The sequence below is a fragment of the Sphingomonas sp. genome, assembly GCF_041661885.1.
Classification (GTDB): Bacteria; Pseudomonadota; Alphaproteobacteria; order Sphingomonadales; family Sphingomonadaceae; genus Sphingomonas.
Genome location: NZ_JBAZTL010000003.1, coordinates 56,845 through 81,854 on the forward strand (window position 1 = coordinate 56,845; position 25,010 = coordinate 81,854).

Here is a 25,010-nt window from a genome sequence, read left to right on the forward strand (position 1 = left end):
TGCCAAATATCAGGCGGGAACGGGCTCGGACCGGGTCGTTGCCGCAACGTCTCCGCCAATGATGGTCGCGATTGGGTGGAACGCGGCGTCGAGCTGCACCCAATCGGCGCGCTTGCCCGGTGCGATCGCACCGCGATCCCGCGACAGGCCGAGGAAGGCGGCGGGATTGGTCGCCGCCATCGCCGCCGCGCGTTCGGGCGCGATGCCAAGCCGAGTGATGGTGTTGCGCACCGCGCGCGCCATATCGAGATCGGACCCGGCGAGTGTGCCGTCGGTGCCGATGCACCGCCCGCCCTCGACATGGATCGGGCGGCCCTGCAACAGGAAGGCGGTTTCGGCGGTATTGACGCACGGCATTGCGTCGGTGACCAGCATCATGCGATCCGCCGGGCGGGCACGCAGCGCGATGCGCAGCGCGGCGTCATCGACATGGAAGCCATCGACGATCAGCCCGCAATAAACCGTCTGGTTATCCAGCGCCGCGCCGACGGCACCGGGCGCACGCTGGATCAGCGGCGACATCGCGTTGAACAAATGGGTGACCCCGGTCACTCCGGCGGCGAACCCCGCCGTCGCTTCGGCATAGGTCGCGTTGCTATGGCCAAGGCTGACGATGACGTCGGCGTGCGCCAGCGCGGCGATACGATCGGCGGGGACCAGTTCGGGCGCGATCGTGACGACGACCCGACCGCGCCGCGGTCGCATCAGCAGCGCCATCAGCGTATCGTTGAGGGTGACGAAGCGCGCGGCATCATGAATGCCCTTGCGCGCAACGTTGATGACCGGCCCTTCGATATGCACGCCGACCACGCCAGGTACGCCCGCCGCAATCGCGGCGTCGGTCGCGTCCAATGCCTGGCCGATGACCGCCGCCGAATCGCTGATCAGCGTCGGCAGGAAGGCGGTGGTGCCATAGGGCCGATGCGCCGCGCCGATCGCCGCAATGCCGTCGACAGTTGGTTCGTCGTTGAACAGAATCCCGCCGCCGCCATTGACTTGGGTATCGATGAAGCCCGGCATCACCCAGCCGCCGGCAAGATCGGTCGCGCCCGGGCTTGCCCGGTCGATCAGCGCGACGATCACACCGCCCTCTACGTCGATGGTCGCCGCAGATAGTATCCCGCGCGGTGTTACGATGTGACCGTTGACGAAAGCATGGGACGTCATAGCGTGCGGGTAACCTTGCTGAGATGGCTCGGCGTATCGGGATTGTACCCGCGCGCGCGCGAAAGTGCATCGGCCATACGATAGAAGCTCTGGATCATCAGAATCGGCTCGATTGCGGGGTCGGCGGCAAGCGCGGGGGGATCGCCCGCTCCATTGGCGCGCGCATCGGCCAGGCGAACGACTGCGCCGCGTGCTGCAAATTCCGCCGCAACCGCACGAACATCATCGCCGATTCCGTCTGAGGTGGCAAAGGCAATGACGGGGAAGCCGACACCAACGATCGCCATCGGGCCGTGGCGAACTTCGGCCGAGCTGAACGCCTCGGCATGGAGGCCACAGGTTTCCTTGAGCTTCAGCGCGGCTTCCTGCGCCACGCCAAGGCCAAGACCTCGCCCGATGATGAATAAGTTGCTCGCATCCTGCAGTGTTGCGCCGACACAATCCCAGTCAAGCACCCATGACCGCGCGAGCGCGTCGGGCAAGCCCGCAACTGCGCTCCGCAACACGTCGTCCTCGATCCACTCCGCCACCAAAGCGGCAAGGGCGGCAAGCGCGGTGATATAGGATTTGGTCGCGGCGACCGAACGCTCGACTCCAGCAGATAGCGCGATCACGGTATCGGCGGTTTCGGCGAGCGGGGAGGTGGTGTCGTTGACCAAGGCGACGACATACGCGCCTGCGGCCCTTTGCGCGGCGACGGTTGCGAGCAGGTCCGGGCTCCGGCCGCTTTGCGAAATGGCGAGGCACAGCGCGTGCCCGGCGACTGCGGGCGCGGCATAAACCGACGCGACCGAAGGCGCGGCGGAAGCAACGGGAGTCCCGGTGCGCGTCTCGATCAGATATTTGGCGTAGGTTGCGGCATGATCGGAGGAACCGCGCGCGCAGGTCACGACAAGCGCTGGCGGTGCGCCGCGCAACCTGCGGCCGAGCGCGGCAAAGTTTGCGACATTGGCAGCGAGCATACGCGCAACCGCGCCGCTGGCTTCCGCCGCTTCCTGGAACATCAGCGTTGGTCCCGAAACGGGTGACGCGGTATTGGGCATGGTCTCGTGCATGGCTGGTCCGATTGCTACCTCAGCCGGGATAGGTTTTGTATTGGTATTACTCAACCCGCAAAATGCACCCGTTGCGCGAGGGCCGCTACGCGATCGGCATCGGTATCGCCGTTCTGCGCCGCGACGAAACCGAAGCGGCGTTCGGGCGAGTCCGGCGCGACCTCGTGCGTGGTACGGCAGGATGCGTGAAGTTCGACAATGCCGGTCTTCAGCAGTGTGGGCGCGGTCTCGACATTTACGCCGCTGCCCGCGAGGATGATGATCCGCCCCGCCGCTTGCCGATGCAATGCGGCGAGCGTCGCGATGCCGTCGATCGCGCGTGGTTCGCCGCCGGAAGTCAGGATGCGATCGAATCCCAATGCTACTGCCTGCTCGAGCGCGGCCAACGGATCAGGCACCAAATCGAATGCGCGGTGCAGCGTCAGTGACAGCGCCGCACCACGTTGCTGCCCGAGCGCGCGGGCATGATCGATCCAGCGAGCGAGGACGGCGGTATCGAGCCGCCGATCCCCGGTGCTTGCCCCGATCACGACGCCCGCGAGCCCGGCCTCGGCCGCAGCGCGAATGTCGTCGGCGATCAGCGCCTGCTCGGCCCGGTCGTAGACGAATCCGCCCGCCCGGGGGCGCGCCAGCAGATGAACGGGCAGGGGCGATGTCGCGGCGGCGCGGATCAGCGAACTCGGCGGGGTCAGCCCACCGACCGACAAGGCCGCACACAATTCGATCCGATCGGCCCCACCGCGCACAGCCGCTTCCAACCCTGCGATCGTTTCGACACAGACTTCCAGCAATCTGCCCGTTGTGGTCACGCCTGGAATAGCGACGCTCCTTTATGCACCACGGTGCGGCCCGCCATGTCGGTGACGGCATAGGTAAAGCCTGGCAATAGGCAGAAGGCACCGATATTGCCCTGCGGATCAAGCGCCAAGAAGCCGACTTGAACCCCGCGAATTGCATCGCCGCGCAGCGTGGCGATGTGCTTCACCACTTCCTCGCATGCCGCCTGGGGAGATTTCCCGGCGCGCATCGACGCAACGACGCGCGCGGTACCGGCAATCCGTGTTACTTCCTCACCCAGCCCTGTCGAAGTTGCGCCGCCAACGCCCGCTTCGACAAACAAACCGCTGCCAACCTGCGGTGAATCGCCAACGCGACCGCGCATCTTGAACGCCATGCCCGAGGTAGTGCAGGCACCGGCAAGGCGCCCGCTGGTATCGCGCGCGAGCAACCCGATCGTATCGTGATCGAGCGCACCGCCGGGCGTGCGCGTGATGCGGTTTTCGCTATTGGCTTCGGGTTGGTAATGAGCGGTTTTGAGCCATTCGCGCCACGCTTTTTCCGCTTCGGGCGTCAGCAATTTGCAATAGGGAAAGCCCTGATCCTTGGCGAAGCGCGTCGCGCCTTCGCCGACCAGCATGGTATGCGGGGTCTTTTCCATCACGCGGCGCGCGACTGAAATGGCGTGCATGGTATCTTCCAGCGCGGCGACCGCGCCGACTCGCCCGGTATCGTCCATGATGACCGCGTCGAGCGTAACATGGCCGTCCCGGTCGGGATAACCGCTATAGCCGACCGAATGGTTGTCGGGGTCCGCCTCCGGCACCATCGCCCCCGCTTCGACCGCGTCGAGCAACGATCCGCCGCTGGCCAATTTTGCGAAGGCGGCGTCGTTCGCGGCCGCGCCAAAATCCCAGGTCGAGACGATTTGCGCCGCAGGGCCCGTCGCCGCAGCGGCGAACGCCTTCGTCGCGGGCAGTGCCCCCGCAATGGTCCCCATCATCGCGAGCAAGGATCTTCTAGTGGTCATGGTCACCCCGGTTCATTCTAGCTGCGCGATCATGACATGGCCGCATAAAATGTCAAAATAGGTTTGTTGTGGTATCAATTAGGTATTGACGAACCGCCGGTTTGAATAGAACCTCTTGTAACAATGCCGTCACGCACAGCGCGGGCGGCATATGTAATTAGGGGAAATTCCATGATGCTCCGTCATTCCGTATCCTTTGCCGCATTGGGCGCGGCGCTGGCCTTTGCCGCACCTGCGGCGGCGCAGCAGACCCGTGCCGCCGGTGACGACCAGGTCTCGAAATCGGATGCGACCGAGACAACGCCTGCGGATGGTGACATCCTCGTCACGGGCACGCGCATTCTGCGTCCGAACATTGCTTCGGCCGCGCCGATCACCACCGTAACCGCGCAGGACATCAAGGCACAGTCGCCGACCAACATCGAGGAAGTGCTCAACCGCCTCCCGCAGATCGCGCCCGACAGCCAACAAAATTATCAGGATTCGGATGGCCGCCAGCGGATCAAACTACGCAGCCTCGGCTTCGAGCGCACACTGGTGCTGGTCGATGGCAAGCGGCTCGGCACCCAGAATGGCGAGGATGCGGGGATCATCCCGGTATCGCTGATCGACCGCGTCGACGTGCTCACCGGTGGCGCGTCATCGGTTTACGGTTCGGATGCGGTCGCGGGCGTCGTGAACTTCGTCCTGAAGCCCGATTTCAAAGGCATCCGCATCGACGGCAACTATAATTTCTACAACCACCAGAACCGCTCGAACATCGTGACGCAACAGGCCCTGGCGTCGAGCTTTCCGGCCAATACCGGTTTGGTCAACGACGGCGGCCGTACCGACATAACGTTGACGGCAGGCACTTCGCTGTTCGATGACAAGCTCAAAATATCGGGCTTCGTCAATTACAAGCATCAGGATCTGGTGCCGTATGCCGCGCGTTCCACGTCTGCGTGTCAACTTCTGCAAACCGGCACCGATGGGCCGCTGAGCTGTTCGTTGTCGACCTATTCGTCCAGCGGCTACATTTCGCCGCGCTCGGGCGCCAATAACGGCACGGCCTATGTCAACGATCCCGCCGGTTCGCGCACGTTCGTTCCTTATGGTGTGGGCCCGGGGAACGCGGCCAACCCGTATGACGGCTATTCATACCAGCGCGCGTTCAACCGCGTGAACGCAGGCGGTTTCACGTCGCTCAAGCTTTCGCCCGAGGTTGAGCTTTACGGGTCGGCAATCTGGTTCCGCGACAAGTCGACCAACCGGTTCCCGACGCGGGCGTTCAGCTACACCGCTTACGGTTCCACCCCGTATCAGGTGAATTGCAACAATCCGTTCTTGTCGGCGTCGCAAGCATCGGCAATTTGTGGTGCCGCGGCCGGCACGGCGGCGACCGCGCCGCTTGAAGTACGCTATCGTTTCAACGCGCCCTATCTGACGGATACCTATGTCAACACCGGTATCCGCGCGACGGGCGGGGTCCGCGGTAAGCTCGGCGATGCGTGGACCTATGATGTTGGTGGCGTCTATGCGCGGAACCAGCAGGAGTACCGACCCGCAACATTGCCCATTTTTGCCAACGTCAATCGTGCGCTCAATGTGGTCAATGTCAACGGCACGCCAACCTGCGCTTCGGTGGTCGATGGCACCGACCGAAACTGTGTTCCGTTCGACGCGTTCACGGCCGGAAACGGAAATCAGGCGCTCATCAATTATCTGTACAGCGGCACCGCCCCCGAAAAGCAGACTACGGTTGGCATTCTGTATGATGTCCTTGCCAACGTGACTGCCGACCTCGGCAAATATGGCATCACCTCGCCCTTTGCGGAGCAGGGTGTCGCTTTCGCGGCGGGCGTAGAATATCGTGAGGATCGTCAATTCTCGACCGCCAACGCGGCGTTCCGTGCGGACAATGGCGGATCGGATTCCGATCTGCGTCAACATGTCTGGGAAGGCAATTTCGAGCTTCAGGCACCGCTCGTTCAGCACAAGCCCTTTGTCGAGGAGTTGCAGGTCAATGGGGGCCTGCGTTTGTCGAAATATAATACCAATCCCGACAAATTCACGACGTGGAAGCTGGAGGGGCTGTACTCGCCGGTCCGCGACATCATTTTGCGGGCGTCGTTCAACAAGGCGCAGCGTGCGCCGACGGTTGTAGAAACCTATCAAGCAAGGAACATCAGTTTCTCGCGCCAGGGCGGATCGCAGAACGATTTCTGCGCGCCGGTGCCGCGCCAGATCGTCGATCCTGCGGATCCAACCAAGACGATCACCACCACCGCACCGCTTGCGTCGCGTGAAGTGTGCCGTGCGACCGGTCTGTCTGACTCGCTTTACGGCAGCGCAACGTTGTTGTGCCCCGACAACCAGTGCACCGTGCGTTCGGGCGGCTTCACCGCCGACCCCGAAACGGCTTATACCCAGACCTATGGTGTCGTGTTGAAGCCCCGCTTCATCAAGGGGTTGGTCCTGTCGGTCGATCGTTACCGGATCAAGATCAACAATTCGCTCGGTTACAATGACGACAGCTATTATACCGATGGCTGCTTGCGCTCCAACGGTGATCCGTTCTTCTGCTCGGGTATCGTGCGCGCGGCCAACGGCACGCTCTATGCCGCCGCTGGCACCAACCCAACCAGCGGCTTCATCCGCGCGGGCACGAGCAATTATTATTTCTCGATCGCGCGCGGTTGGGACTTCCAGTCGCAATATGCGCTGGGGCTCGGAAAGGTCGGGCGGATGGATCTGAGCTTCAACGGCTCGCTCACGACTTTTGCCGGTGGGCAGGATTCTCCGGTCCAGCCGCAGCGCAATTGTGCGGGTTATTATGGCAATGGTTGCGGCCAGTTGCTGCCGAAGTGGAGCCACGGTCTGCGGGCAACCTACTTCACGCCGGATGAGGGCTTCAACGCTTCGTTCAACTGGCGTTATGTCGGGTCGCTCACCAGCGCCAACAATTCGGGCGATCCGGCGATCGGCGGCACGCCTGATCGCGTGCAGCAGACCTTTGGCCATATCGCGCCGGTCAGCTATTTCGATCTCGCGCTGACCTTCAACATCGCCAAGCGTTACAGCCTGCGCCTTATCGCGAACAACCTGCTCGACAAGGCGCCGCCGATCCTGGCGAATTCGTACAACATCAGCCTGGCGCGCAACAACACCATCCCTGCGCGTTATGACAGCCTTGGTCGCAACATCGCGATTGGCTTCACGGCGAACTTCTGATGACAGGGCGGAGGGGTGCCGGTCGCCCCCCTCCGCTTTGCCGAAGGTTTGAGTTTAACGAGCCGCAGTTGCGATGCTCGAAATGCCCGCCGGGGGATTGATCGGAGCCACACCAATGGTCGCGGTGTGGCGAGGGCGATCAGCGGCGCGGCGCCCCCCGATCAGAAGCGCGCGCGGACGCCGCCGTAAACGGCGCGACCGGGGTTGGTGAAGCTGAACACGTCCTCATAATGGGCGTTGTTTACATTCTCGATCCGACCGAACAGCGTGAAATGCCCCGTCAGCTTCACGTCGCCGTTGAGGTTGAGCAGCACATAATCGTGCAGCGGCACCGTGACGGGCACAAAACTCGGATCGGTGAACGCCACGTCGCTGGTATCGCCATTGTAACGGGCGACGGCGGTGATGCCGAAACGATCGTGCGGCGCGCGCCAGCCGAGCGCGACGCTGGCGATATGGCTCGGGCGGCGGACTTCCTCGACGCCGTTTTCGCGCGCATGGAGATAGGTATAGGCCGCGTCGATCCGCCAGGCGGTGCCGATGCGGGCGTTGAGGAACGCCTCCACGCCGTGCTGGCGCGATTTGGTGGTGCGGTTGGCAGGCGTCGCGATGAAGGTCGGCGCGGGGAAGGTGGTGAAGATTTCATCCGACAGGCGGCTGTCGAAATAGGTCCCGCCGATCAGCACATGGCCCTGGACGAAGCTCTGCTCGATGCCCGCTTCCCAACCCTCGGAGCGCTCGGGCCTCAAACCCGGATTACCGATGAAGCGCCCGTCGCTATAGCCATAGAGTTCGTAAAACCCCGGATTTTTCACCCCCGATCCCGCCGCTGCGCGGATGCGCGTACCGCTGTCGAAGCGATAGCTGCCCTGCACGCGATAGGTGGTGGTGTCCTGAAAGCGATTGTTGAGGTCCTGCCGCAGCGACGCGCCGAATGCGGCATGGTCGCCCAGCGTCAGGTCATATTGGCCGACGATGCCGACATTGCTGACCGAGCGTCGCCCGGTGAAGGCAAAGCCGGTCGGGTCGGTATTGCGATACCGCTCGCGCTCGACATCGACCGCGAAGGTCAATTGGTGATGTAGTGCGCCCTGGTTGAGTTTGAGCGTCGATTCATACGAGCCCTTCAACCGCTGACCCGTATCGCCATAGGACCGCGCGGTCGCATTATAGCCATCGCGCGTGGTGGCGGCGATTTGCCCGGTCAGCGCCTGCGTCCATTTGCCGTCGAGCAAGTCAAGCTCGCCGCGCAGCAGGCCGTAAATCGCCTCGTTGATGAAATGCGCGCCCGGCGTATCGATCGTGTAGCCAAAGGTCGGGCTGGCGGGGTTGCTGTCGCTGTCGTTGAAGTCGGCCTGGGTGCGGGCATAACGCGCAACGGCGGTGAGTCGGGCATTGGGTGCAGGGGTCCAGGTCGATTTGAACGATATAGCGCCCGAGTCATTACCCAGATCGCGCTTGCCCCCGCGTGCGTTGGGGGTGCCGTCGGTGGTGTTGAGCGTTCCCGACAGCGCATAATCGAACGCGCCCGACACGCCCGCAATGCGCGCGGCGGTGTTGATCGTGCCGAACGAGCCGCCCTCGATCCGTGCGCTGACGCCCGGCGCTTCGCGTCCGGTGAGCGTGATATATTGGATCACGCCGCCAATCGCGTCTGAGCCATAGATCGCGCTTTGTTGCCCGCGCAGCACCTCGACGCGCGCGACATCGTCGGCGATCAGCGTGCCGAAATCGAATTCACCGGCATAGGGGTCCGATACTTCGATGCCGTCGATCAACACCAGCGTATGGTTGGCCTCCGTCCCGCGCAGGCGGACTTGCGTTTGGCCGGCGATACGGCTAACCGCGACGCCCGGCACGTCGCGCAGAATGTCGGAGACAGCGCGCGTCTGACGCTGGCCGAGCGCATCGGCGTCGAGCACGGTGACCGAGCCGCCAATCTGATCCGCGCGCGGCGGCGTGGCGGTGGAGCGGACGCCCGTAACGACGATAATGGAATCATCATCCGTCGTCTGCGCGGGCGCCGCATCGGGTGCGTTCTGGGCGAGGGCGACGGCGGGGAGCAGCAGCGCGGCCAGCGCGACCGAGGAAAGCAAAGTCTTCATGGCGTAAACGATTCCCTTGGGCGTCGAGCGACAAGGGCCGGGGCGTCCGCTGCGAACGGTCGACGCACGCCACCGGACGGACGCGTAAAAGCGCCCGGCGACCCGCACCGATGCGGCCCCAGCCGCACGTTCGTCGCTCAGACGAAAATCGTTTCGCGCCTGGCCAATCCCATGAGCCGGGCAAGAGCGACCCGCGCCGGTCGGTCTCCTGGCTCACGGGTCACCGCATGATGCGCGCCTTCCCAGATCTCCCCCACTCAAACGGCGGTGGTTCTCCAGTGGCTGCGGAACCGTTGCCGATTCCGCCCGCGCGTCATGCTCGCCGCTTACAGTTGCAGGGACAGCCGCAGACTTGCACGTCGAGACGTGCGCACTGCGTTCCCGTTACCGGCGCGAATGCGCGGTGGTCCCCAAAAGGTTCCACCGCGCAGGGCCAGATAGGACGATAAATGCGATAAGCCAACCAGGTTTCGCGGCTATCGGGGGGAGCCGACGAATTGGATCGGACACTCAGGTCGCCGTGCCGGGTTTGGCGTCACTGGAAAATGTAATGGGCAATTTCAGGAAGATGTGGCCCGCTGTTGTTGCTGGCGGGAGGGCCCCGGCGCGAATGTTGACCTGTAGCGATGGCAAGATCAGCGTGGGTGCGGCAAGCGTTCGATCGCGTGCTTCGCGCATGGAAACGAAGGCCGCTTCGTTTACACCATCATGAACATGGACGTTGTCGGCGGCTTCCGCAGCGACGGTGGTTTCCCAGCGATAGGCGGTGCGTGTGGCGGGCAAATAGTCGTGCCCCACGAAAAGACGCGTTTGCGGTGGCAAGGCGAGGATTTTGCGGATCGACCGATATAGGGTGGCGGCATCGCCGCCGGGGAAATCGGTGCGGGCGGTGCCGTAATCGGGCATGAACAGCGTATCGCCGACAAAGGCGGCATCGCCGATCAGATAGGTACTACAGGCAGGGGTGTAGCCGGGTGTATACAGCACGCCGATCGACAAGTCACCGAGCGGCACCTGGTCCCCTTCGTTGAGCAGCAGGTCGAACTGGCTGCCATCGGTCGGCACATCGTCAAGTTCGAACAGATCGGCAAACACGTGCTGAACCGCCGTAATGTGGCGCCCGATCGCGATCCTTGCGCCAGTGCGATGACGGATATGGTCGGCCGCCGACAAATGGTCGGCATGGGCGTGCGTTTCTAGCACATAGGCCAGACGTAGCCCCTGCTCCGCCACTGCCTGCAGCACGACTTCGACCGAAGCCGTGGAAAGCGTGCCGCTCTTGGGTTCGAAATCGAGCACCGGATCGACGATCGCGGCCACGCCCGTCGCCGGGTCGCTGACCAGATGCGTGGCGGTGAAGGTCGCTGGGTCAAAAAAGGTCTGCACATGGGGATTCTGGTTCGGGCGGGGCATCGCTTTGGCTCCTTCTCACATATATATAAGGCATTGCTAAATTAGATTCAACGTATATATTGAGACCATGCTTGACCCGTCCACGTTTGACCCTGCCCGATTCGAGGCGAACGCCACCGCCGCCACACGGCTGCTGCGCGCGCTGGCGAACGAGCGACGACTTATGATCCTGTGCCAATTGACGGGTGGAGAGCGCTCGGTCGGTGAATTGTTGCCGCTGATCGGTCTGTCGCAATCGGCGTTGTCGCAGCATCTTGCGGTTTTGCGCAGCGACGGTTTGGTGGCGACCCGGCGCGAGGGGGTGTCGATCCGATACCGCATCGCTGATCCGGCGGCGGCGCAAGTGCTGGCGACGCTCGCGACGATTTTCTGTTCCGATGATGTGGAGATCCCCAATGCCGAACCCCCTGCTTTCGTTGACGCCTGAGGCTGTTGAAGCGCGATTGCGGCTTGGCCATGCGCTGTTGATCGACATTCGCGAGGATGATGAATTTGCCCGGCGGCATATCGCCGGCTCGGTGTCGTGCCCGTTGTCGCGCTTTGGCGCTGCCGCGCTGCCCGAACGTTCGGGGATTGACGTGGTGTTCCTGTGCCGATCGGGTATGCGGACTGCCACCAATGCGGAGCGGCTGGCGGCACCGTTGACGGGGCAGGGCTATGTTCTGGAGGGCGGGATTGATGGCTGGACTCGTGCGGGGCTTGCGGTCGAAGAGAATCGCAAGGCGCCGCTGGAAATGATGCGCCAGGTACAGATCGTCGCCGGATCGCTGGTGCTGATCGGGGTATGCCTCGGCTGGCTGGTAACGCCGGTCTTCTTCGCACTCTCGGCCTTTGTCGGGGCTGGCCTGACCTTTGCGGGCATCAGCGGCTTTTGCGGGATGGCGAAGCTGCTGGCGTTCCTGCCGTGGAATCGGGCGGCTGCGCTGTAATTGGTGGAGAGCGTCATGATCTCCTATCCCGCCGCACTCCTCGGTGGTGCGGTGATTGGTTTGTTGCTGTCGGTGTTCGGCGGCGGCGGATCGGTACTGGCAACGCCCTTGCTGCTCTATATCGTCGGCATCCGCGATCCGCATGTCGCGATCGGTACGTCAGCGGCGGCGGTCGCGGTCAATGCGGCGGTCGGGCTGCTGGTGCAGGCGCGCGCCGGGCGAGTGAAATGGCCGTGTGCGCTTGTCTTTGGCGGGGCCGGGCTGACCGGTTCGCTGATTGGAGCCCATATCGCCAAGCAAATCGATGGCAGCCAATTGCTGATCTGGTTTGCACTGGCGCTGGCGCTGGTGGGGGGATCGATGCTGCTACCGCGCAAGGGAGAGGGGGATGCCGATGTCCAGCTAAACCCCGCCATGACGCTGAAGCTTGCCCCGGCAGGGGCGGTGACCGGGCTGGCAGCAGGCTTTTTCGGGATTGGCGGTGGCTTCCTGATCGTGCCGGGTTTGATGGCGACGACGGGCATGACGCTGGCGACCGCCGCCGCCTCTTCGCTGGTATCGGTGGTGCTGTTCGGGGCTGCGACCAGCGCGAGTTATGCCGCGTCTGGCATGGTCAACTGGCCGGTCTTCGCCGCACTGGTTGGCGGTGGAGCGATCGGATCGGTTCTTGCCATTCCGGTTGGGCGCGTGTTGGCGACGCGGGTTGCGGTCGCGCGCGTCGGCTTTGCGCTGATGGTGCTGGCGACCGCTGTCTATGTTGCGTGGCGGGCGCTGCGATAGCGCATAAGAAAAGGGGCCCGGATCCCTCCGAGCCCCTTCTTCCTCCGTAAGAAGCGGAGGTTTTAGTCGCGGTCACCGGTCAGGAAGGCCGGTGCGAACTCGGGCGCGGGGCCGTCGTCATTCCCGCCCGAACGCTCTGCACGGGGTGCGCGCTCGCCGCCGCCGTCGCGACGCGGGCCACGGCCACCGTCGCCATCACGGCGCGGGCCCCGATCGCCACGACCGCCGCCATCGCCACGCGGGCCACGGCCACCATCGCCATCACGACGCGGACCACGTGGGCCACGATCGCCACCTTCGCGCGGCTCACGCGCCGGGCGGGTGTCTTCGATCTCGGCACCGGTTTCCTGGTCGACGACGCGCATCGACAGGCGCACCTTGCCGCGCGGATCGATCTCGAGGACCTTGACCTTGACTTCCTGGCCTTCCTTGAGGACGTCCGAGACCTTTTCGACGCGCTCGTTCTTGATTTCGGACACGTGGACGAGGCCGTCCTTGCCACCCATGAAGTTCACGAACGCCCCGAAGTCCACCAGGTTGACGACCTTGCCGTCATAGACCTTGCCGACTTCGGCTTCCTCGACGATGCCCTTGATCCACTTGATCGCGGCTTCGATCTGCGCGGTGTCGGACGAGCTGATCTTGATGAGACCCTCATCGTCAATGTCGACCTTGGCGCCGGTTTGCGCGACGATCTCGCGGATCACCTTGCCGCCGGTGCCGATCACTTCACGGATCTTGCTCTTGTCGATCTGCAGCGTCTCGATGCGCGGGGCATGGGCCGAAAGCTCGGTGCGGGTCGAGGCCAGCGCCTTGTTCATCTCACCCAGGATATGCGCGCGGCCTTCCTTGGCCTGTTCGAGCGCCTTGCGCATGATCTCTTCGGTGATGCCGGCGATCTTGATGTCCATCTGCATCGTGGTGATGCCGGCTTCGGTGCCTGCGACCTTGAAGTCCATGTCGCCCAAATGATCCTCGTCGCCGAGAATGTCCGAGAGAACCGCGAACTTCTTGCCTTCGAGGATCAGGCCCATCGCGATGCCCGAAACCGGGCGCTTGAGCGGCACACCGGCATCCATCATCGACAGCGAACCCCCGCACACCGTCGCCATCGACGACGAGCCGTTCGACTCGGTGATGTCCGACAGAACGCGGATCGTGTAGGGGAACTCGTCCTTCGACGGCAGCACCGGGTGTAGCGCGCGCCAGGCGAGCTTGCCGTGGCCGACTTCACGACGACCCGGCGCACCGAAGCGGCCGACTTCACCGACCGAATAGGGCGGGAAGTTATAGTGCAGCATGAAGTTTTCGTAGGACAGGCCGGTTAGGCCGTCGATCATCTGCTCGGCGTCCTTGGTGCCGAGCGTGGTGGTGCAGATCGATTGCGTCTCGCCACGCGTGAACAGCGCCGAGCCGTGTGCGCGCGGCAGGAAGTGGACGATCGCCTCGATCGGGCGGATCTGCGTGGTGGTGCGGCCATCGATGCGCTGGCCGTCCTTCAGGATCGCGCCACGGACGATTTCGGCTTCGAGCTTCTTGACCAGCTTCTGCGCGGCCATCTGGTCCTGCGGGGCGGCATCGGCAAAAGCTTCCTTGGCCTTGGCGCGCGCGGCATTGAGCAGGTTCGAACGCTCGGACTTGTCGGTCACCTTATAGGCGGCGGCGATGTCCTTGCCGATCAGCTTCTTGAGCTTGTCCTTGGCAGCAGAGAGATCGGCCTGGGCGGCCATTTCCCACGGATCCTTGGCAGCCTGTTCGGCCAGATCGATGATGAGGTTGACGGCTTCGCGGCACGCCTTGTGCGCGAACTGCACGGCACCGAGCATGACCTCTTCCGAAAGCTCCTTGGCTTCGGATTCGACCATCATCACGGCGTCGCCGGTCGCGGCGACGACGAGATCGAGATCGCCTTCCTTGACCTGGTCGAGCGTCGGGTTGAGCACATAGTCGCCATCGACATAGCCGACGCGCGCGGCGCCGATCGGGCCCATGAAGGGCACGCCCGAAATGGTCAAAGCAGCCGAAGCGGCGACCATTGCGAGGATATCGGGCTCGTTCTCGCCATCATAGCTGAGCACCTGGCAGATCACGTTGATCTCGTTGTAGAACCCTTCGGGGAACAACGGGCGGATTGGGCGGTCGATCAAGCGGCTGACCAGCGTTTCCTTTTCGGTCGCGCCGCGCTCACGCTTGAAGAAGCCACCGGGGATGCGGCCGGCAGCCGAATATTTTTCCTGATAGTGAACGGTCAGCGGGAAGAAATCCTGGCCTTCCTTCACTGATTTGGCGGCGGTCACAGCGCAGAGCACCACGGTTTCGCCCAGCGTTGCCATAACGGCGCCATTGGCCTGGCGCGCGACGCGGCCGGTTTCCAGCGTCAGCGTCTTGCCACCCCATTGGGTGGTCACGGTCTTGGTATCGAACATCTTTTTTCCTTCAACACCGCCGGCCGGATGCCGACGGGGCCACTGTGCGGACTAGCCGGTCCGCGCGGTTTGGAGCCTTTCGTGGCTCCCCTGCCATGCCGCCGGAGTGCGGAATGGCGAAAGAGGGGAATATGAAAACGGCGCCGCGAGGGCGCCGTTTCCGTTCGGGCTGGTTACTTGCGTAGGCCCAGTTTAGCGATGAGGTCGGTATATCGCGCGCCGTCCTTGTGGCGGAGATAGTCGAGCAGCGAGCGCCGCTTGTTGACCATCATCAGCAGGCCGCGCCGCGAGTGATTGTCCTTCTTGTGGCCCTTGAAGTGCTCGGTCAGGTTGCGAATACGCTCGGTGAGGATCGCGATCTGGACTTCGGGGCTGCCGGTGTCGCCTTCGACGCGGCCATGTTCCTTGACGAGCGCGTTCTTGCGCTCTGCAGTGATCGTCATGTTCTTTCCTTCGACATCGTCACAGGTTGAAACCGCGAATGACGCGGACCTCGCGGTCCTGGACCTCCACCAAAGCGACCGGACTTTCATCCAGCGTCGCGAAGTAATGGCCATCATCTGCGGCGGTCCCGATCAACACCCGCCCCTGTCGGAGCAGCCCTGCCTGATCGGGGGAGAGGGATAGAGCCGGGATGTCGTCCAGCCCCGCCCTCAACGGCAGGAGATTGTGTTCAAGGGTGCGCGCATTACCGAAATCGGCCAGTTTGTCCAGCGATATTGCGTGGTCGAGCGTGAACGGGCCCGCCTTGGTACGGCGGAGCATGGTGACATGGCCGACCGTGCCGAGCGCCCGCGCGATGTCGCGCGCGAGGCTGCGGATATAGGTGCCTTTGGAGACGTGGGCGGTGAGGGTGATGGACTCCAAATCCTCCCCGTTCAGGGGAGGGGGACCATTCACTTCTTCAGCGAATGGTGGAGGGGGGCCTCCGCTAGCGGAACGCTCGTTGAGAGCCCCCTCCACCCCTCGGCTGAAGAAGCCGAGCGGTCCCCCTCCCCGTTCCGGGGAGGATGTAAGGGCGTGGATCGTCACCGAGCGGCTGGCCAGCACCACGTCCGCTCCCGCGCGCGCCAGATCATAAGCGCGCTCGCCATCGATCTTGAGGGCGGAATAGGCGGGCGGCACCTGCTCGATCGGGCCGGTGAAGCGCGGCAGCACCGCTTCGACCTGGGCGAGGGTGGGGCGCACCGCGCTCTCGGCAATCACCTTGCCCTCGAGGTCGAGCGTATCGGTCTCCACCCCGAACCCGATCGTGAAGTCATACACCTTGTCGCTGTCGAGCATCCGCCCGGCGAGCTTGGTCGCTTCGCCGAGCGCGATCGGCAGGACGCCGGTCGCCAGTGGATCGAGCGTCCCGCCATGCCCGACTTTGATGCCGCGCTTGCTCGCATCATAACCGGCGGCACGCAGCGCGCGCTTTACCGCCGAGACGCCCTGCGTCGACCCAAGCCCCAAAGGCTTGTCGAGGATTAGCCAGCCATGCAGCCCAGTCATGCCGCGCCCAGATTGGCGATACCGAAGAAAAAGTCGGTGGCGGCACCCGCGATGGGCGCGATCAGGCGGCGTACGATGTCAGCCTGCGGGCTGATCATCGGCAGGACGAACAGCAGCACGATCAGCAGCGGAAAGCCGTAACGCGCCAGTTTGGCATATTGGACGGCGATCGAACGCGGCAGCAGCCCTTGCACGACATGCCCGCCATCGAAGGGGGGCAGCGGGATCAGGTTGAAGATGCCGAGAAAGACGTTGACCTGCAAAAAATTTCCGAGGGTATCCATTGCGAAGCGGGCAAGCGTGAAGGGTGGCACCGGGGCCGGAACACCGTGGAGCACGACCAGAAGCCCTGCCAGCACGAAGGCGGTCAGCGTCGCCAGCACGAAATTGGTCGCCGGGCCTGCCAGCGCCACCAGCATCATGTCGCGGCGCGGGTTGCGCATCTTCCGCGCATCGACCGGCACCGGCTTGGCCCAGCCGAAGATCGGTACGTGTGCGATCGCCAGCACCATCGGCAGCAGAACGGTGCCGATCGGATCGACATGGCGCAGCGGGTTGAGCGTCAGGCGGCCGAGCCGCTCGGCGGTGTGGTCGCCGAAAATGCGCGCGACATAGCCGTGCGCGACTTCGTGAAACACGATCGCGATGACGAGGGGAATGAGCCACACCGCGATGGTGTAGGGCAGATTGGGGTCGGTCATGGGGGTCCGTTCGAAATCAGGCGGCGGCGAGCGCTTCGCTGAAATGGCGACGACATAGCGCAATGTACAGGTCGTTGCCGCCAATCTCGGTCTGCGCGCCCGCCGCAATCGCGCGGCCATCCGCCCCGACGCGCAAGTTCATGGTCGCCTTGCGCCCGCACGCGCAGACCGATTTGATCTCAATGAGCGAATCGGCAATCGCCAGCAGACGCGCCGAGCCTTCGAACAGATTGCCGAGGAAATCGGTGCGCAAGCCATAAGCCAGCACGGGAATGCCGTGGAAATCCGCCAGCGTGGCGAGCTGGTCGACCTGGGCTGCGGTCAGGAATTGCGCTTCATCCACCAGCACGCAGGCCGGAGGCGCTTCGCCCTCGCGGACCACCACGGCGACCAGATCGGTATCGCGTTCGAACGTAATCGCATCGGCGGCAAGGCCGATGCGCGAGGTGATCGTCCCCGCCGCAAAGCGATCGTCGATCGCGGCGGTGAGCAACACGGTGCGCATCCCGCGTTCGCGATAGTTGAAATCGGCCTGCAACAGGTTGGTCGATTTGCCCGCGTTCATTGAGGCGTAGTAGAAATAGAGCTTAGCCATCAGGGGAGCGTTTCGATGGGAACGGGCGTGTCTTGGCCAGCGGCCTTGGCAAGTCGGCGGTCGAACGTAACGAAGCCTTCGGCGTAGCCTGCGGCGGCGAGATGCAGCATATCGGCGAAGTCTGCGCCGTTGGCGAAGCGCTCGATCGCCCAACCAATACCCGGTGGTGCCTCGCGCAACGTCGGCAGGTCGATAAGCGTCGCCAGCGCCTCTCCGATTCGGGCGCGCGGCCATTTGTAACTCGACCGCAGCACCCATTCGGTTTCGAGTAATACGCTCGGCAATAACGCGAAATCTCGCGATAGCACGACCTTTGCCATCGCGACCTGACGTGCATCGTCGTCGACGAGAATACGCACGACGATGTTCGTATCGACCGCGACAGTCAGATGTCGTCCTTGGATCGTGCGGCGAACATCGCATCGATGGCGCGGTCCATCTCTTCGATTGAGACAGGAGGCCCCTCCCATTTGGGCGCGATTTCGCGGAGATGCGCGAAAATCTCTTCCGTCGTGCGACCGCTTTTCTGCAATACCGGGCGAAGCAATACGCCGTTGCCTGCCTTCACCACGTCAAGCTTTTGCCCAGGAACAAGCCCGAGCGCATCCCGCACGTCCTTCGGGATGACGACTTGGCCTTTCCCCGAAAGAGTCGTTTGCGTGTTCATAACGGTAAGATGCGTCTTACCGGCGGGGCTGTCAATCCTCGCCGCCCAAATCCCGCGCCACCTTCGGGTCGCGTAGCAATTTGTCGATGTGGCTGCCTTCGTCGAAGCTTTCGTCGGCGAGGAATTTGAGCTTGGCGGCATATTTCATCTGAACGCGGGCGGCGACCTCGCGCTGGAGATAGGCGGTGTTGGTGCGCAACGCTTTCAGCACCGCCTCCTCGTCCTTGCCAAGCAAGGGCTTCATGAACACGGTCGCGTGGCGCAGGTCAGGCGACATGCGCACTTCGGTGATCGTCACTGGATGCTTGGCCAGCGTCTCGTCATGCACATCGCCGCGCGCGAGAATGTCGCTTAGCGTGTGGCGCATTTGTTCGCCCACGCGCAGCAGGCGGACGGAACGGGTTTCGGGCGTTTCGGTAGGGCGCATTACATTTCCCTCTCCCCGCTTGCGGGGAGAGGGCAAGCGAGCGAAGCGATGCGCGGGAGAGGGGCAGTAACCGAGCGACAGCCCGCGTGACTGCCCCTCTCCCCGGCCCTCTCCCCGCAAGCGGGGAGAGGGAGAAGTGCTTACAAGGTCCGTTCGCGCAGTTCGACCTCGAACGTCTCCAGGAAGTCGCCCGGCTTGATGTCGACGAAGTTCGACGTGAAGGTCACGCCGCACTCCAGACCCGCGCGCACTTCGGCAACGTCGTCCTTGAAGCGGCGCAGCGAGGCGATTTCGCCCTGGTAGATGATGACATCGGCCCGGGTGATACGCGCCTTGAGCGCCTTGCGGATATTGCCTTCGGTAACCAGCAGACCGGCCGCCTTGCCATGCTTGCCCGCCGAGAAGACGTCGCGGATTTCGGCGCGGCCAACGACCGTTTCGAACGCCTCGGGGCCAAGCTCGCCCGCCATGCCGGCGCGGATTTCGTCGATCAGATCATAGATCACGTCATAATATTTGAGCGCGACCTTCTGCCGTTCGGCGATTTCGCGTGCCTTGGCATTGGCGCGGACGTTGAAGCCGATGATCGGCGCACCGCTGGCACCCGCCAGCGTCACATCGCTCTCTGTGATGCCACCGACGCCTGAATGCAGCACGCGCGCCTTGATGAGATCGGTCGAAATCTTGTTGATCGACGATACGATCGCCTCGACCGACCCTTGCGTGTCGGCCTTGACCACCAAAGGATATTCGATCGCCTGCTTTTCCTTGAGCGCGCTGAACATCGACTCGAGGCTGGCCGGACCACCCCCGGTGCGCTTGCTGGTCATCACGCCCTGGCGATATTCGGCCACTTCGCGCGCCCGCGCTTCGTTTTCGACCACCGACAGCGGATCACCCGCACGCGGCACGCCCGACAGGCCGAGCACTTCGACCGGCATGGACGGGCCAGCTTCCTTGATCTGCATACCCTTGTCGTTGGTCATCGCGCGGACCTTGCCGCTCTCGGCACCGACGACGAAGATGTCGCCGACCTTGAGCGTGCCGCGGTTGACCAGGATCGTGGCAACGGGACCACGGCCCTTGTCGAGCTTCGCCTCGATCACGGTGCCTTCGGCGGCGCGATCGGGGTTCGCCTTCAACTCGAGCAGTTCGGCCTGAAGCTGGATCTTCTCGATCAGTTCGTCGAGCCCGGTCTTCTTGAGCGCCGAGACTTCGACGTCCTGGACGTCGCCCGACATTTCTTCGACCACGACTTCATATTGCAGCAGGGCTTCGCGCACCTTTTGCGGATTGGCGTCGTGCTTGTCGACCTTGTTGATCGCCACGATCATCGGCACGCCAGCCGCCTTGGTGTGGTTGATCGCCTCCACCGTTTGCGGCTTGATGCTGTCGTCAGCCGCCACCACGAGCACGACGATGTCGGTCACATTGGCACCGCGCTGACGCATTTCGGTGAAGGCTTCGTGGCCCGGCGTGTCGAGGAAGGTGATCTTCGACTTGTCCTTCAACGTTACCTGATAGGCGCCGATATGCTGGGTGATACCACCGGCCTCGCCCTTCACGACATCGGTGCCGCGCAGCGCGTCGAGCAGCGAGGTCTTGCCGTGGTCGACATGGCCCATGATCGTGACGACCGGCGGACGCGGGCGCAGCGTGTCCTCGGCATCGGTATCGGTTTCGACCGCGATATCGATGTCCGAATCGCTGACGCGCACGATGTTGTGGCCGAATTCGGTCACCAGCAGTTCGGCGGTGTCCTGGTCGATCGTCTGCGTCATCGTGACGGGCATACCCATCTTGAACAGCGTCTTGACCAAGTCAGCGCCCTTTTCCGCCATGCGGTTGGCGAGTTCCTGGACGGTGATCGCTTCGGGCACGACGACGTCGCGGATCTGCTTGGCCTGCGCTTCACGCGGGCCGCCCATCCGGCGGTTTTCCTTCTCGCGCGCACGCTTCAGAGCGGCGAGCGACCGTGCACGCGCGCCGTCGCCATCGTTGAGCGCGCGGTTGACGGTCAGCTTGCCGCCGCGACGCTCATCACCCTTGCGGTCGCGCTGGCCGGGACGCGAGGGTGCTTCGCTGGCAGGGGCGGCAACGCCGACGGCAGGGCGCTTGGGTGCGCCCGTCGCGCTGCTCGCGGGGGTCGGTGCGGTTTCGGCTGCGGGGGCAGGCGGGGGCGGCGGTGCCGGACGCGGACGCTCGGGGCGCGGCACCGGCGTGAACAGGCGTGGTGCCGGCAGCGACGGATCGAGCAGCAGGCCGAGCGGACGCGGTGGCGCTGCTGGCGCGGGAGCAGGTGCGGCGACCGGAGCCGGAGTGGGCGCGGCTGCGACCGGAGCCGGAGTGGATGCGGCTGCAACGGGTGCAACCGTCGGCGCGGCGGCTGGCGCGGCCTCAACCGGAGCCGGGGCTTCCGCCACGGGTGCGACCGGCTCGGGCGCGGGTTGCGGCGCGGGGTCGGGCGCAGCCGGGCTGTCCGGCGCATCGCCAGCGCGGCGGTTTTCCTCGGCGCGGCGGCGCTCTTCGGCTTGCGCCTCAAGACGGTCGCGCTCTTCGCGGCGGCGCGTTTCTTCGAGCGCGTTCATGCGCGCTTCGTCGGCCTCGCGCAGCAGCTTGGCCTGAAGTTCCTGGCGCGACAGCAAAGAATTGCCCGGCGAAACCGGCGCAGGTGCCGGGCGCGGCGGCGGCGCGGGCGGGGCAGGCGGTGCGGCTACGGCGGGAGCCGCATCCTCGACAACGGCGGCTTCGGTCGGCGCACCGCCGGGGCCGAGCACGCGACGGCGCTTCACCTCGACCACAACGGTGTTCGACCGTCCGTGGCTGAAGCTCTGCTTGACCTTGCCGGTCTCGACCGTGCGCTTGAGCCCCAATGGCTGACGCATTCCGAGTTTCGGCTTTTCGTTGTCGGTATCGCTCACTCAAATTCCTCGCATGTGTCTTCGTCAGCCGCAACGGGAGCGCCACTTCCCGCCGGGTTGGATATAAGCGCCGATGCGCCCTGCGATGGTGTTTCGCAAGGCACGAGGGCGGGGTGGGGTCCGATAAAATGCAGCCAGCGGTCGAGCGTTTCGCTCACCCGCCGCGCCGCATCGCGCTCCGTTAGGCCGATATGTACCACATTCTGCCGCCCCAGGGCCACGGCCAATATGGTGCGGCTGACCGGTAGTGCCAAGCCCCTGAGCGAACTGCCCTCTTCATCGTTGCCGATGCGCCACGCCTGGTCGAGCTTGCGGTTGCCGTCGGCACCCGCATCGCTGGCGTGCAGCAGCAGGTGGAGTTTGCCGGACCGCGCCGCGGTTTCGATCTTTTCGGCGCCGGTCAGCAAGTTTCCGGTGCGGGCTTCGAGGCCAAGCCGGTCGAGCGTCGCGCGTTCAAGCGCGGTGGCGATCATGTCGGGCAAATCGTCGGGGATCAGCACCGGGCCGGTTTTGAACGCGCGGGCGAGCGCGTTCTTCAGCTTGCCCTTGGCGATGGCGGTTTCGAGCTCGGCGCGCGTCACCCCGATCCATGCGCCGCGTCCCGGTGCTTTGGCACGCACGTCGGGCAGAACCTGCCCGTCTGGAGACAGCGCAAGCCGCACCAACGCCGCACGCGGTGCACGCTCGCCGAGCAGGATACAGCGGCGGATGGCCCCGGTGGGATCGTCGTTGGTTGCGACTTCGGTGATGATGTCGGTCATTGCGCTCCCCTCCCTGAAAGGGAGGGGAGGACGCGAAGTGCGAACGTCGGTGTCTGAACCGCTAGCGTGTCATTGCGAGGATTCCGCATGAGCGTCCTCCTGCGGTTTGGGCGCATCACGGTCGGCGATCAATTGCCCACCTGCACCGTAATTTTCCGGGCTCACTTCTTCGATCACAATCTGCACCGCAGCCGGGTTTTTGCCCAGCCGCTGCACCAGCGACTGGGTGACATCGGCGACGATGGCGGACTTCTGGTCCTTGGTCGCCGTGCCGGCCAGACGGATGCTGACGAACGGCATCAGGCTTCGCTCGCCTCCGTCGTTTCGCCAGCGGTTTCTTCGTCGGCGAACCAGTGCGCGCGCGCGGCCATGATGATCTCATTGCCCTGCGCTTCGCTCAGGCCATATTCGCCGAGCACCCCGCCCTTGTCCTCGGCGCGCTTGGGCGCATCCTCGGCGCGGCGGCGCTGTTCCTGGCGCTTCTTCTGGATCAGTTCGTCGGTCGCCAGATCGGCGAGATCGTCGAGCGTCTTGATTCCGGCCTTGCCGAGGGTGACCAGCATCGCTTCGTTGAGGTGCGGCAGCGCGGCGAGATCATCCTCGACGCCGAGCGCGCGGCGTTCTTCGCGATTGGCGGCTTCGCGGCGTTCGAGCGCTTCGGACGCGCGGCTCTGCAATTCGGCGGCGAGATCGTCGTCAAAGCCTTCGATCGAGGCAATTTCGTCGACTTCGACATAAGCGACTTCTTCCAGCGCGCCAAAGCCCTCGGCGACCAGCAACTGCGCCAGCGTCTCGTCAACGTCGAGCTCGGTCTGGAACATTTCGGTGCGCTCGGCGAATTCCTTCTGGCGCTTCTCGCTGGCATCGGCCTCGGTCAGGATGTCGATCGCCTTGCCGGTGAGCTGCGAGGCAAGGCGCACGTTCTGGCCGCGACGGCCGATCGCGAGGCTGAGCTGATCGTCGGGAACGACGACTTCGATGCGGTCCTCTTCCTCGTCGATCACCACGCGGCTGACCGAGGCCGGCTGCAATGCGTTGACGACGAAGGTCGCGGTGTCGGGCGACCACGGGATGATGTCGATCTTCTCGCCCTGCATTTCCTGCACCACCGCCTGCACGCGGCTGCCCTTCATGCCGACGCACGCACCGACCGGATCGATCGACGAATCATGGCTGATGACGCCGATCTTCGCGCGCGAACCCGGATCGCGGGCCGCAGCCTTGATCTCGATGATGCCGTCGTAAATTTCGGGCACTTCCTGCGCGAACAGCTTCTTCATGAAATCGGGATGCGCGCGGCTGAGGAAAATCTGCGGGCCCCGGTTTTCGCGACGGACGTTGAGGATCAGCGAGCGGATGCGGTCGTTGACGCGCACCACTTCGCGCGGAATTTGCTGGTCGCGACGGATGACACCCTCGGCGCGACCGAGATCAACGACGACATGGCCGAACTCGACGCGCTTGACCACGCCGGTGATGATCTCCCCCATGCGGTCCTTGAACTCTTCAAACTGGCGCTCGCGCTCGGCGTCGCGGACCTTCTGGAAGATCACCTGCTTGGCCGCCTGCGCGGCGATGCGACCGAATTCGATCGGGGGCAGCGGATCGACAATGTAATCGCCGACGACTGCGCCCTTCTGGAGCTTCTGCGCTTCCTTCAGGTTGACCTGCTTGAAGTAATCATCGACCGCCTCGACCACTTCGACGACGCGCCACAGACGCAGATCGCCGGTGACGGGGTCGAGCTTTGCGCGAATGTCGTTCTCGGCACCGTAGCGTGCGCGGGCGGCGCGCTGGATCGCATCTTCCATCGCCTCGATGACGATGCCCTTGTCGATCATCTTCTCGGTCGCGACGGCATTCGCAATGGCGATCAGCTCGGCGCGGTTGGCGGTAACGCCGGAGGTTCCTGCGGTGGCCATCAGTTCAGTCCTTCGTCTTCAGTGCCTTCGGGCACCAGTTCGTCTTCAATCTCGTCTGCGCCGTCGAGCGACAGCGGTCGGGTGGCGGCGATCAGCGCGTCGGTTAGCAACAACTTGGCGGTGCCGACTTGCGCGAAGCTGAGCTCTATCTCGCCATGCTTCTGCACGTAAATGGTGATGCGGTCGTCGGTCACGCCTTTGAGCAGCCCGGTCAGCACCTTGCGCCCCTCGATCGGGGCCGCCAGCACGATGCGCGCCTCATGCCCGGTCCAGTCGGCGAAATCCTTCAGTCGGGTGAGCGGACGGTCGATGCCGGGCGACGACACTTCGAGGCGATATTCCTCGGTGATCGGATCGCGGCCTTCGGCCTCCAGCGCGTCGAGCACATCCGAGATACGGCGCGACAAATCGGCGCAATCCTCGATCGTGAGCTGGCGCGTATCGGGGCGCTCGGCCATCACTTGCAGGGTCAGGTCGCCCTTGCCGCCGAACAGCTTCACGCGCACAAGATCGAAGCCGAGTGCTGCGGCTTCGGGGGCGATCAACGCAGTCAGGTCGGGCGTGTCGGCCAAGATATGTCCCATGCAAAGGTCTTCGCTGCCGGAACCGGGGGGCTCCAGCCTCTTC

At 64.0% G+C, this 25,010-nt stretch carries 23 protein-coding genes and 1 riboswitch; of the genes, 4 read left to right on the plus strand and 19 right to left on the minus strand.

All coding sequences use genetic code 11. The annotated features are described in order from the left end of the window. Positions 1-9: 9 nt before the first annotated feature. Genes nagA through WC704_RS06745 form a run of 4 tightly spaced genes read right to left on the minus strand, consistent with a single transcriptional unit; the run spans position 10 to position 4,029 of the window. Positions 10-1,167 carry an N-acetylglucosamine-6-phosphate deacetylase gene (gene nagA, locus WC704_RS06730; RefSeq protein WP_372889155.1) on the minus strand — a complete coding sequence of 386 codons (1,158 nt, stop codon included), beginning with the start codon at positions 1,165-1,167 and terminating at the stop codon, positions 10-12. Beyond that, complete coding sequence (locus WC704_RS06735; protein ID WP_372889156.1) at positions 1,164-2,222, minus strand: SIS domain-containing protein; 1,059 nt, start codon at positions 2,220-2,222, stop codon at positions 1,164-1,166. Before WC704_RS06735 ends, nagA begins: the two co-directional genes overlap by 4 nt. 50 nt (positions 2,223-2,272) lie before the next feature. Further along, positions 2,273-3,031, minus strand: coding sequence for a copper homeostasis protein CutC (locus tag WC704_RS06740; protein ID WP_372889157.1), 759 nt, complete (start codon positions 3,029-3,031; stop codon positions 2,273-2,275). Beyond that, positions 3,028-4,029, minus strand: a complete 1,002-nt coding sequence (locus WC704_RS06745; protein WP_372889158.1) for a N(4)-(beta-N-acetylglucosaminyl)-L-asparaginase — start codon at positions 4,027-4,029, stop codon at positions 3,028-3,030. The genes WC704_RS06740 and WC704_RS06745 overlap by 4 nt, the downstream gene beginning before the upstream one ends. A gap of 171 nt (positions 4,030-4,200) precedes the next feature. Between WC704_RS06745 and WC704_RS06750 the strand changes: the two genes are divergently transcribed. Next, complete coding sequence (locus WC704_RS06750; protein ID WP_372889159.1) at positions 4,201-7,242, plus strand: TonB-dependent receptor domain-containing protein; 3,042 nt, start codon at positions 4,201-4,203, stop codon at positions 7,240-7,242. Positions 7,243-7,403: 161 nt separating this feature from the next. Here the strand turns inward: WC704_RS06750 and WC704_RS06755 are convergent, their stop codons facing one another. Further along, complete coding sequence (locus WC704_RS06755; RefSeq protein WP_372889160.1) at positions 7,404-9,347, minus strand: TonB-dependent receptor plug domain-containing protein; 1,944 nt, start codon at positions 9,345-9,347, stop codon at positions 7,404-7,406. Between the two features lie 180 nt (positions 9,348-9,527). After that, a riboswitch (cobalamin riboswitch) is annotated at positions 9,528-9,754 on the minus strand. Between the two features lie 103 nt (positions 9,755-9,857). After that, positions 9,858-10,760, minus strand: coding sequence for an MBL fold metallo-hydrolase (locus WC704_RS06760; protein ID WP_372889161.1), 903 nt, complete (start codon positions 10,758-10,760; stop codon positions 9,858-9,860). Positions 10,761-10,818: 58 nt separating this feature from the next. Here WC704_RS06760 and WC704_RS06765 point away from each other — a divergent pair, with 58 nt between their 5' ends. The 3 genes from WC704_RS06765 to WC704_RS06775 are packed head-to-tail and all read left to right on the plus strand — an operon-like array spanning position 10,819 to position 12,469. Beyond that, on the plus strand, positions 10,819-11,187 hold the full coding sequence (locus WC704_RS06765) for an ArsR/SmtB family transcription factor (protein ID WP_372889537.1): 369 nt from the start codon (positions 10,819-10,821) through the stop codon (positions 11,185-11,187). Further along, positions 11,156-11,689: a rhodanese family protein gene (locus WC704_RS06770; RefSeq protein ID WP_372889162.1), complete on the plus strand. Its 534-nt coding sequence runs from the start codon at positions 11,156-11,158 to the stop codon at positions 11,687-11,689. The genes WC704_RS06765 and WC704_RS06770 overlap by 32 nt, the downstream gene beginning before the upstream one ends. Positions 11,690-11,704: 15 nt before the next feature. Then, a complete protein-coding gene (locus WC704_RS06775) occupies positions 11,705-12,469 on the plus strand; it encodes a sulfite exporter TauE/SafE family protein (protein ID WP_372889163.1) in 765 nt (254 codons plus the stop codon). Positions 12,470-12,531: 62 nt separating this feature from the next. Here the strand turns inward: WC704_RS06775 and pnp are convergent, their stop codons facing one another. The 13 genes from pnp to rimP all read right to left on the minus strand — a co-directional run bounded on the left by pnp (position 12,532) and on the right by rimP (position 24,967). Then, positions 12,532-14,895, minus strand: coding sequence for a polyribonucleotide nucleotidyltransferase (pnp, locus tag WC704_RS06780; protein WP_372889164.1), 2,364 nt, complete (start codon positions 14,893-14,895; stop codon positions 12,532-12,534). A gap of 173 nt (positions 14,896-15,068) precedes the next feature. Continuing rightward, the gene (gene rpsO, locus WC704_RS06785) at positions 15,069-15,338 is read right to left on the minus strand and encodes a 30S ribosomal protein S15 (RefSeq protein WP_010406799.1); all 270 of its coding nucleotides are present in this window, start codon (positions 15,336-15,338) and stop codon (positions 15,069-15,071) included. Positions 15,339-15,357: 19 nt separating this feature from the next. Continuing rightward, positions 15,358-16,389: a tRNA pseudouridine(55) synthase TruB gene (gene truB / locus WC704_RS06790; RefSeq protein ID WP_372889165.1), complete on the minus strand. Its 1,032-nt coding sequence runs from the start codon at positions 16,387-16,389 to the stop codon at positions 15,358-15,360. Continuing rightward, the gene (locus WC704_RS06795) at positions 16,386-17,090 is read right to left on the minus strand and encodes a site-2 protease family protein (RefSeq protein ID WP_372889166.1); all 705 of its coding nucleotides are present in this window, start codon (positions 17,088-17,090) and stop codon (positions 16,386-16,388) included. The genes truB and WC704_RS06795 overlap by 4 nt, the downstream gene beginning before the upstream one ends. A gap of 16 nt (positions 17,091-17,106) precedes the next feature. Further along, complete coding sequence (locus tag WC704_RS06800; protein WP_372889167.1) at positions 17,107-17,685, minus strand: thymidine kinase; 579 nt, start codon at positions 17,683-17,685, stop codon at positions 17,107-17,109. After that, on the minus strand, positions 17,685-18,089 hold the full coding sequence (locus tag WC704_RS06805) for a type II toxin-antitoxin system VapC family toxin (RefSeq protein ID WP_372889538.1): 405 nt from the start codon (positions 18,087-18,089) through the stop codon (positions 17,685-17,687). Before WC704_RS06805 ends, WC704_RS06800 begins: the two co-directional genes overlap by 1 nt. Further along, the gene (locus tag WC704_RS06810; RefSeq protein WP_372889168.1) at positions 18,071-18,352 is read right to left on the minus strand and encodes an AbrB/MazE/SpoVT family DNA-binding domain-containing protein; all 282 of its coding nucleotides are present in this window, start codon (positions 18,350-18,352) and stop codon (positions 18,071-18,073) included. Before WC704_RS06810 ends, WC704_RS06805 begins: the two co-directional genes overlap by 19 nt. A 31-nt stretch (positions 18,353-18,383) precedes the next feature. Then, entirely contained in the window at positions 18,384-18,779 is a 396-nt protein-coding gene (gene rbfA, locus WC704_RS06815) for a 30S ribosome-binding factor RbfA (protein ID WP_372889169.1), read from the minus strand. Between the two features lie 140 nt (positions 18,780-18,919). Next, entirely contained in the window at positions 18,920-21,700 is a 2,781-nt protein-coding gene (infB, locus tag WC704_RS06820; protein ID WP_372889170.1) for a translation initiation factor IF-2, read from the minus strand. Next, complete coding sequence (locus tag WC704_RS06825) at positions 21,697-22,461, minus strand: DUF448 domain-containing protein (RefSeq protein WP_372889171.1); 765 nt, start codon at positions 22,459-22,461, stop codon at positions 21,697-21,699. Before WC704_RS06825 ends, infB begins: the two co-directional genes overlap by 4 nt. Before the next feature lie 69 nt (positions 22,462-22,530). Beyond that, positions 22,531-22,761, minus strand: coding sequence for a 4-oxalocrotonate tautomerase family protein (locus WC704_RS06830; RefSeq protein WP_033964443.1), 231 nt, complete (start codon positions 22,759-22,761; stop codon positions 22,531-22,533). Continuing rightward, entirely contained in the window at positions 22,761-24,383 is a 1,623-nt protein-coding gene (gene nusA, locus WC704_RS06835; RefSeq protein ID WP_372889172.1) for a transcription termination factor NusA, read from the minus strand. The genes WC704_RS06830 and nusA overlap by 1 nt, the downstream gene beginning before the upstream one ends. Continuing rightward, complete coding sequence (gene rimP, locus WC704_RS06840; protein ID WP_372889173.1) at positions 24,383-24,967, minus strand: ribosome maturation protein RimP; 585 nt, start codon at positions 24,965-24,967, stop codon at positions 24,383-24,385. Before rimP ends, nusA begins: the two co-directional genes overlap by 1 nt. Between the last annotated feature and the right edge of the window lie 43 nt (positions 24,968-25,010).

Coding starts and splice junctions, on each gene's coding strand:
- WC704_RS06735 (WP_372889156.1), bottom strand. CDS start 2,222: ATGCACGAGACCATGCCCAATACCGCGTCACCCGTTTCGGGACCAACG.
- WC704_RS06745 (WP_372889158.1), bottom strand. CDS start 4,029: ATGACCACTAGAAGATCCTTGCTCGCGATGATGGGGACCATTGCGGGG.
- WC704_RS06760 (WP_372889161.1), bottom strand. CDS start 10,760: ATGCCCCGCCCGAACCAGAATCCCCATGTGCAGACCTTTTTTGACCCA.
- rbfA (WP_372889169.1), bottom strand. CDS start 18,779: ATGCGCCCTACCGAAACGCCCGAAACCCGTTCCGTCCGCCTGCTGCGC.
- WC704_RS06800 (WP_372889167.1), bottom strand. CDS start 17,685: ATGGCTAAGCTCTATTTCTACTACGCCTCAATGAACGCGGGCAAATCG.
- nusA (WP_372889172.1), bottom strand. CDS start 24,383: ATGGCCACCGCAGGAACCTCCGGCGTTACCGCCAACCGCGCCGAGCTG.
- rpsO (WP_010406799.1), bottom strand. CDS start 15,338: ATGACGATCACTGCAGAGCGCAAGAACGCGCTCGTCAAGGAACATGGC.
- WC704_RS06750 (WP_372889159.1), top strand. CDS start 4,201: ATGATGCTCCGTCATTCCGTATCCTTTGCCGCATTGGGCGCGGCGCTG.
- WC704_RS06775 (WP_372889163.1), top strand. CDS start 11,705: ATGATCTCCTATCCCGCCGCACTCCTCGGTGGTGCGGTGATTGGTTTG.
- WC704_RS06795 (WP_372889166.1), bottom strand. CDS start 17,090: ATGACCGACCCCAATCTGCCCTACACCATCGCGGTGTGGCTCATTCCC.
- WC704_RS06830 (WP_033964443.1), bottom strand. CDS start 22,761: ATGCCGTTCGTCAGCATCCGTCTGGCCGGCACGGCGACCAAGGACCAG.
- nagA (WP_372889155.1), bottom strand. CDS start 1,167: ATGACGTCCCATGCTTTCGTCAACGGTCACATCGTAACACCGCGCGGG.
- rimP (WP_372889173.1), bottom strand. CDS start 24,967: ATGGGACATATCTTGGCCGACACGCCCGACCTGACTGCGTTGATCGCC.
- WC704_RS06825 (WP_372889171.1), bottom strand. CDS start 22,461: ATGACCGACATCATCACCGAAGTCGCAACCAACGACGATCCCACCGGG.
- truB (WP_372889165.1), bottom strand. CDS start 16,389: ATGACTGGGCTGCATGGCTGGCTAATCCTCGACAAGCCTTTGGGGCTT.
- WC704_RS06770 (WP_372889162.1), top strand. CDS start 11,156: ATGCCGAACCCCCTGCTTTCGTTGACGCCTGAGGCTGTTGAAGCGCGA.
- WC704_RS06755 (WP_372889160.1), bottom strand. CDS start 9,347: ATGAAGACTTTGCTTTCCTCGGTCGCGCTGGCCGCGCTGCTGCTCCCC.
- WC704_RS06810 (WP_372889168.1), bottom strand. CDS start 18,352: ATGAACACGCAAACGACTCTTTCGGGGAAAGGCCAAGTCGTCATCCCG.
- pnp (WP_372889164.1), bottom strand. CDS start 14,895: ATGTTCGATACCAAGACCGTGACCACCCAATGGGGTGGCAAGACGCTG.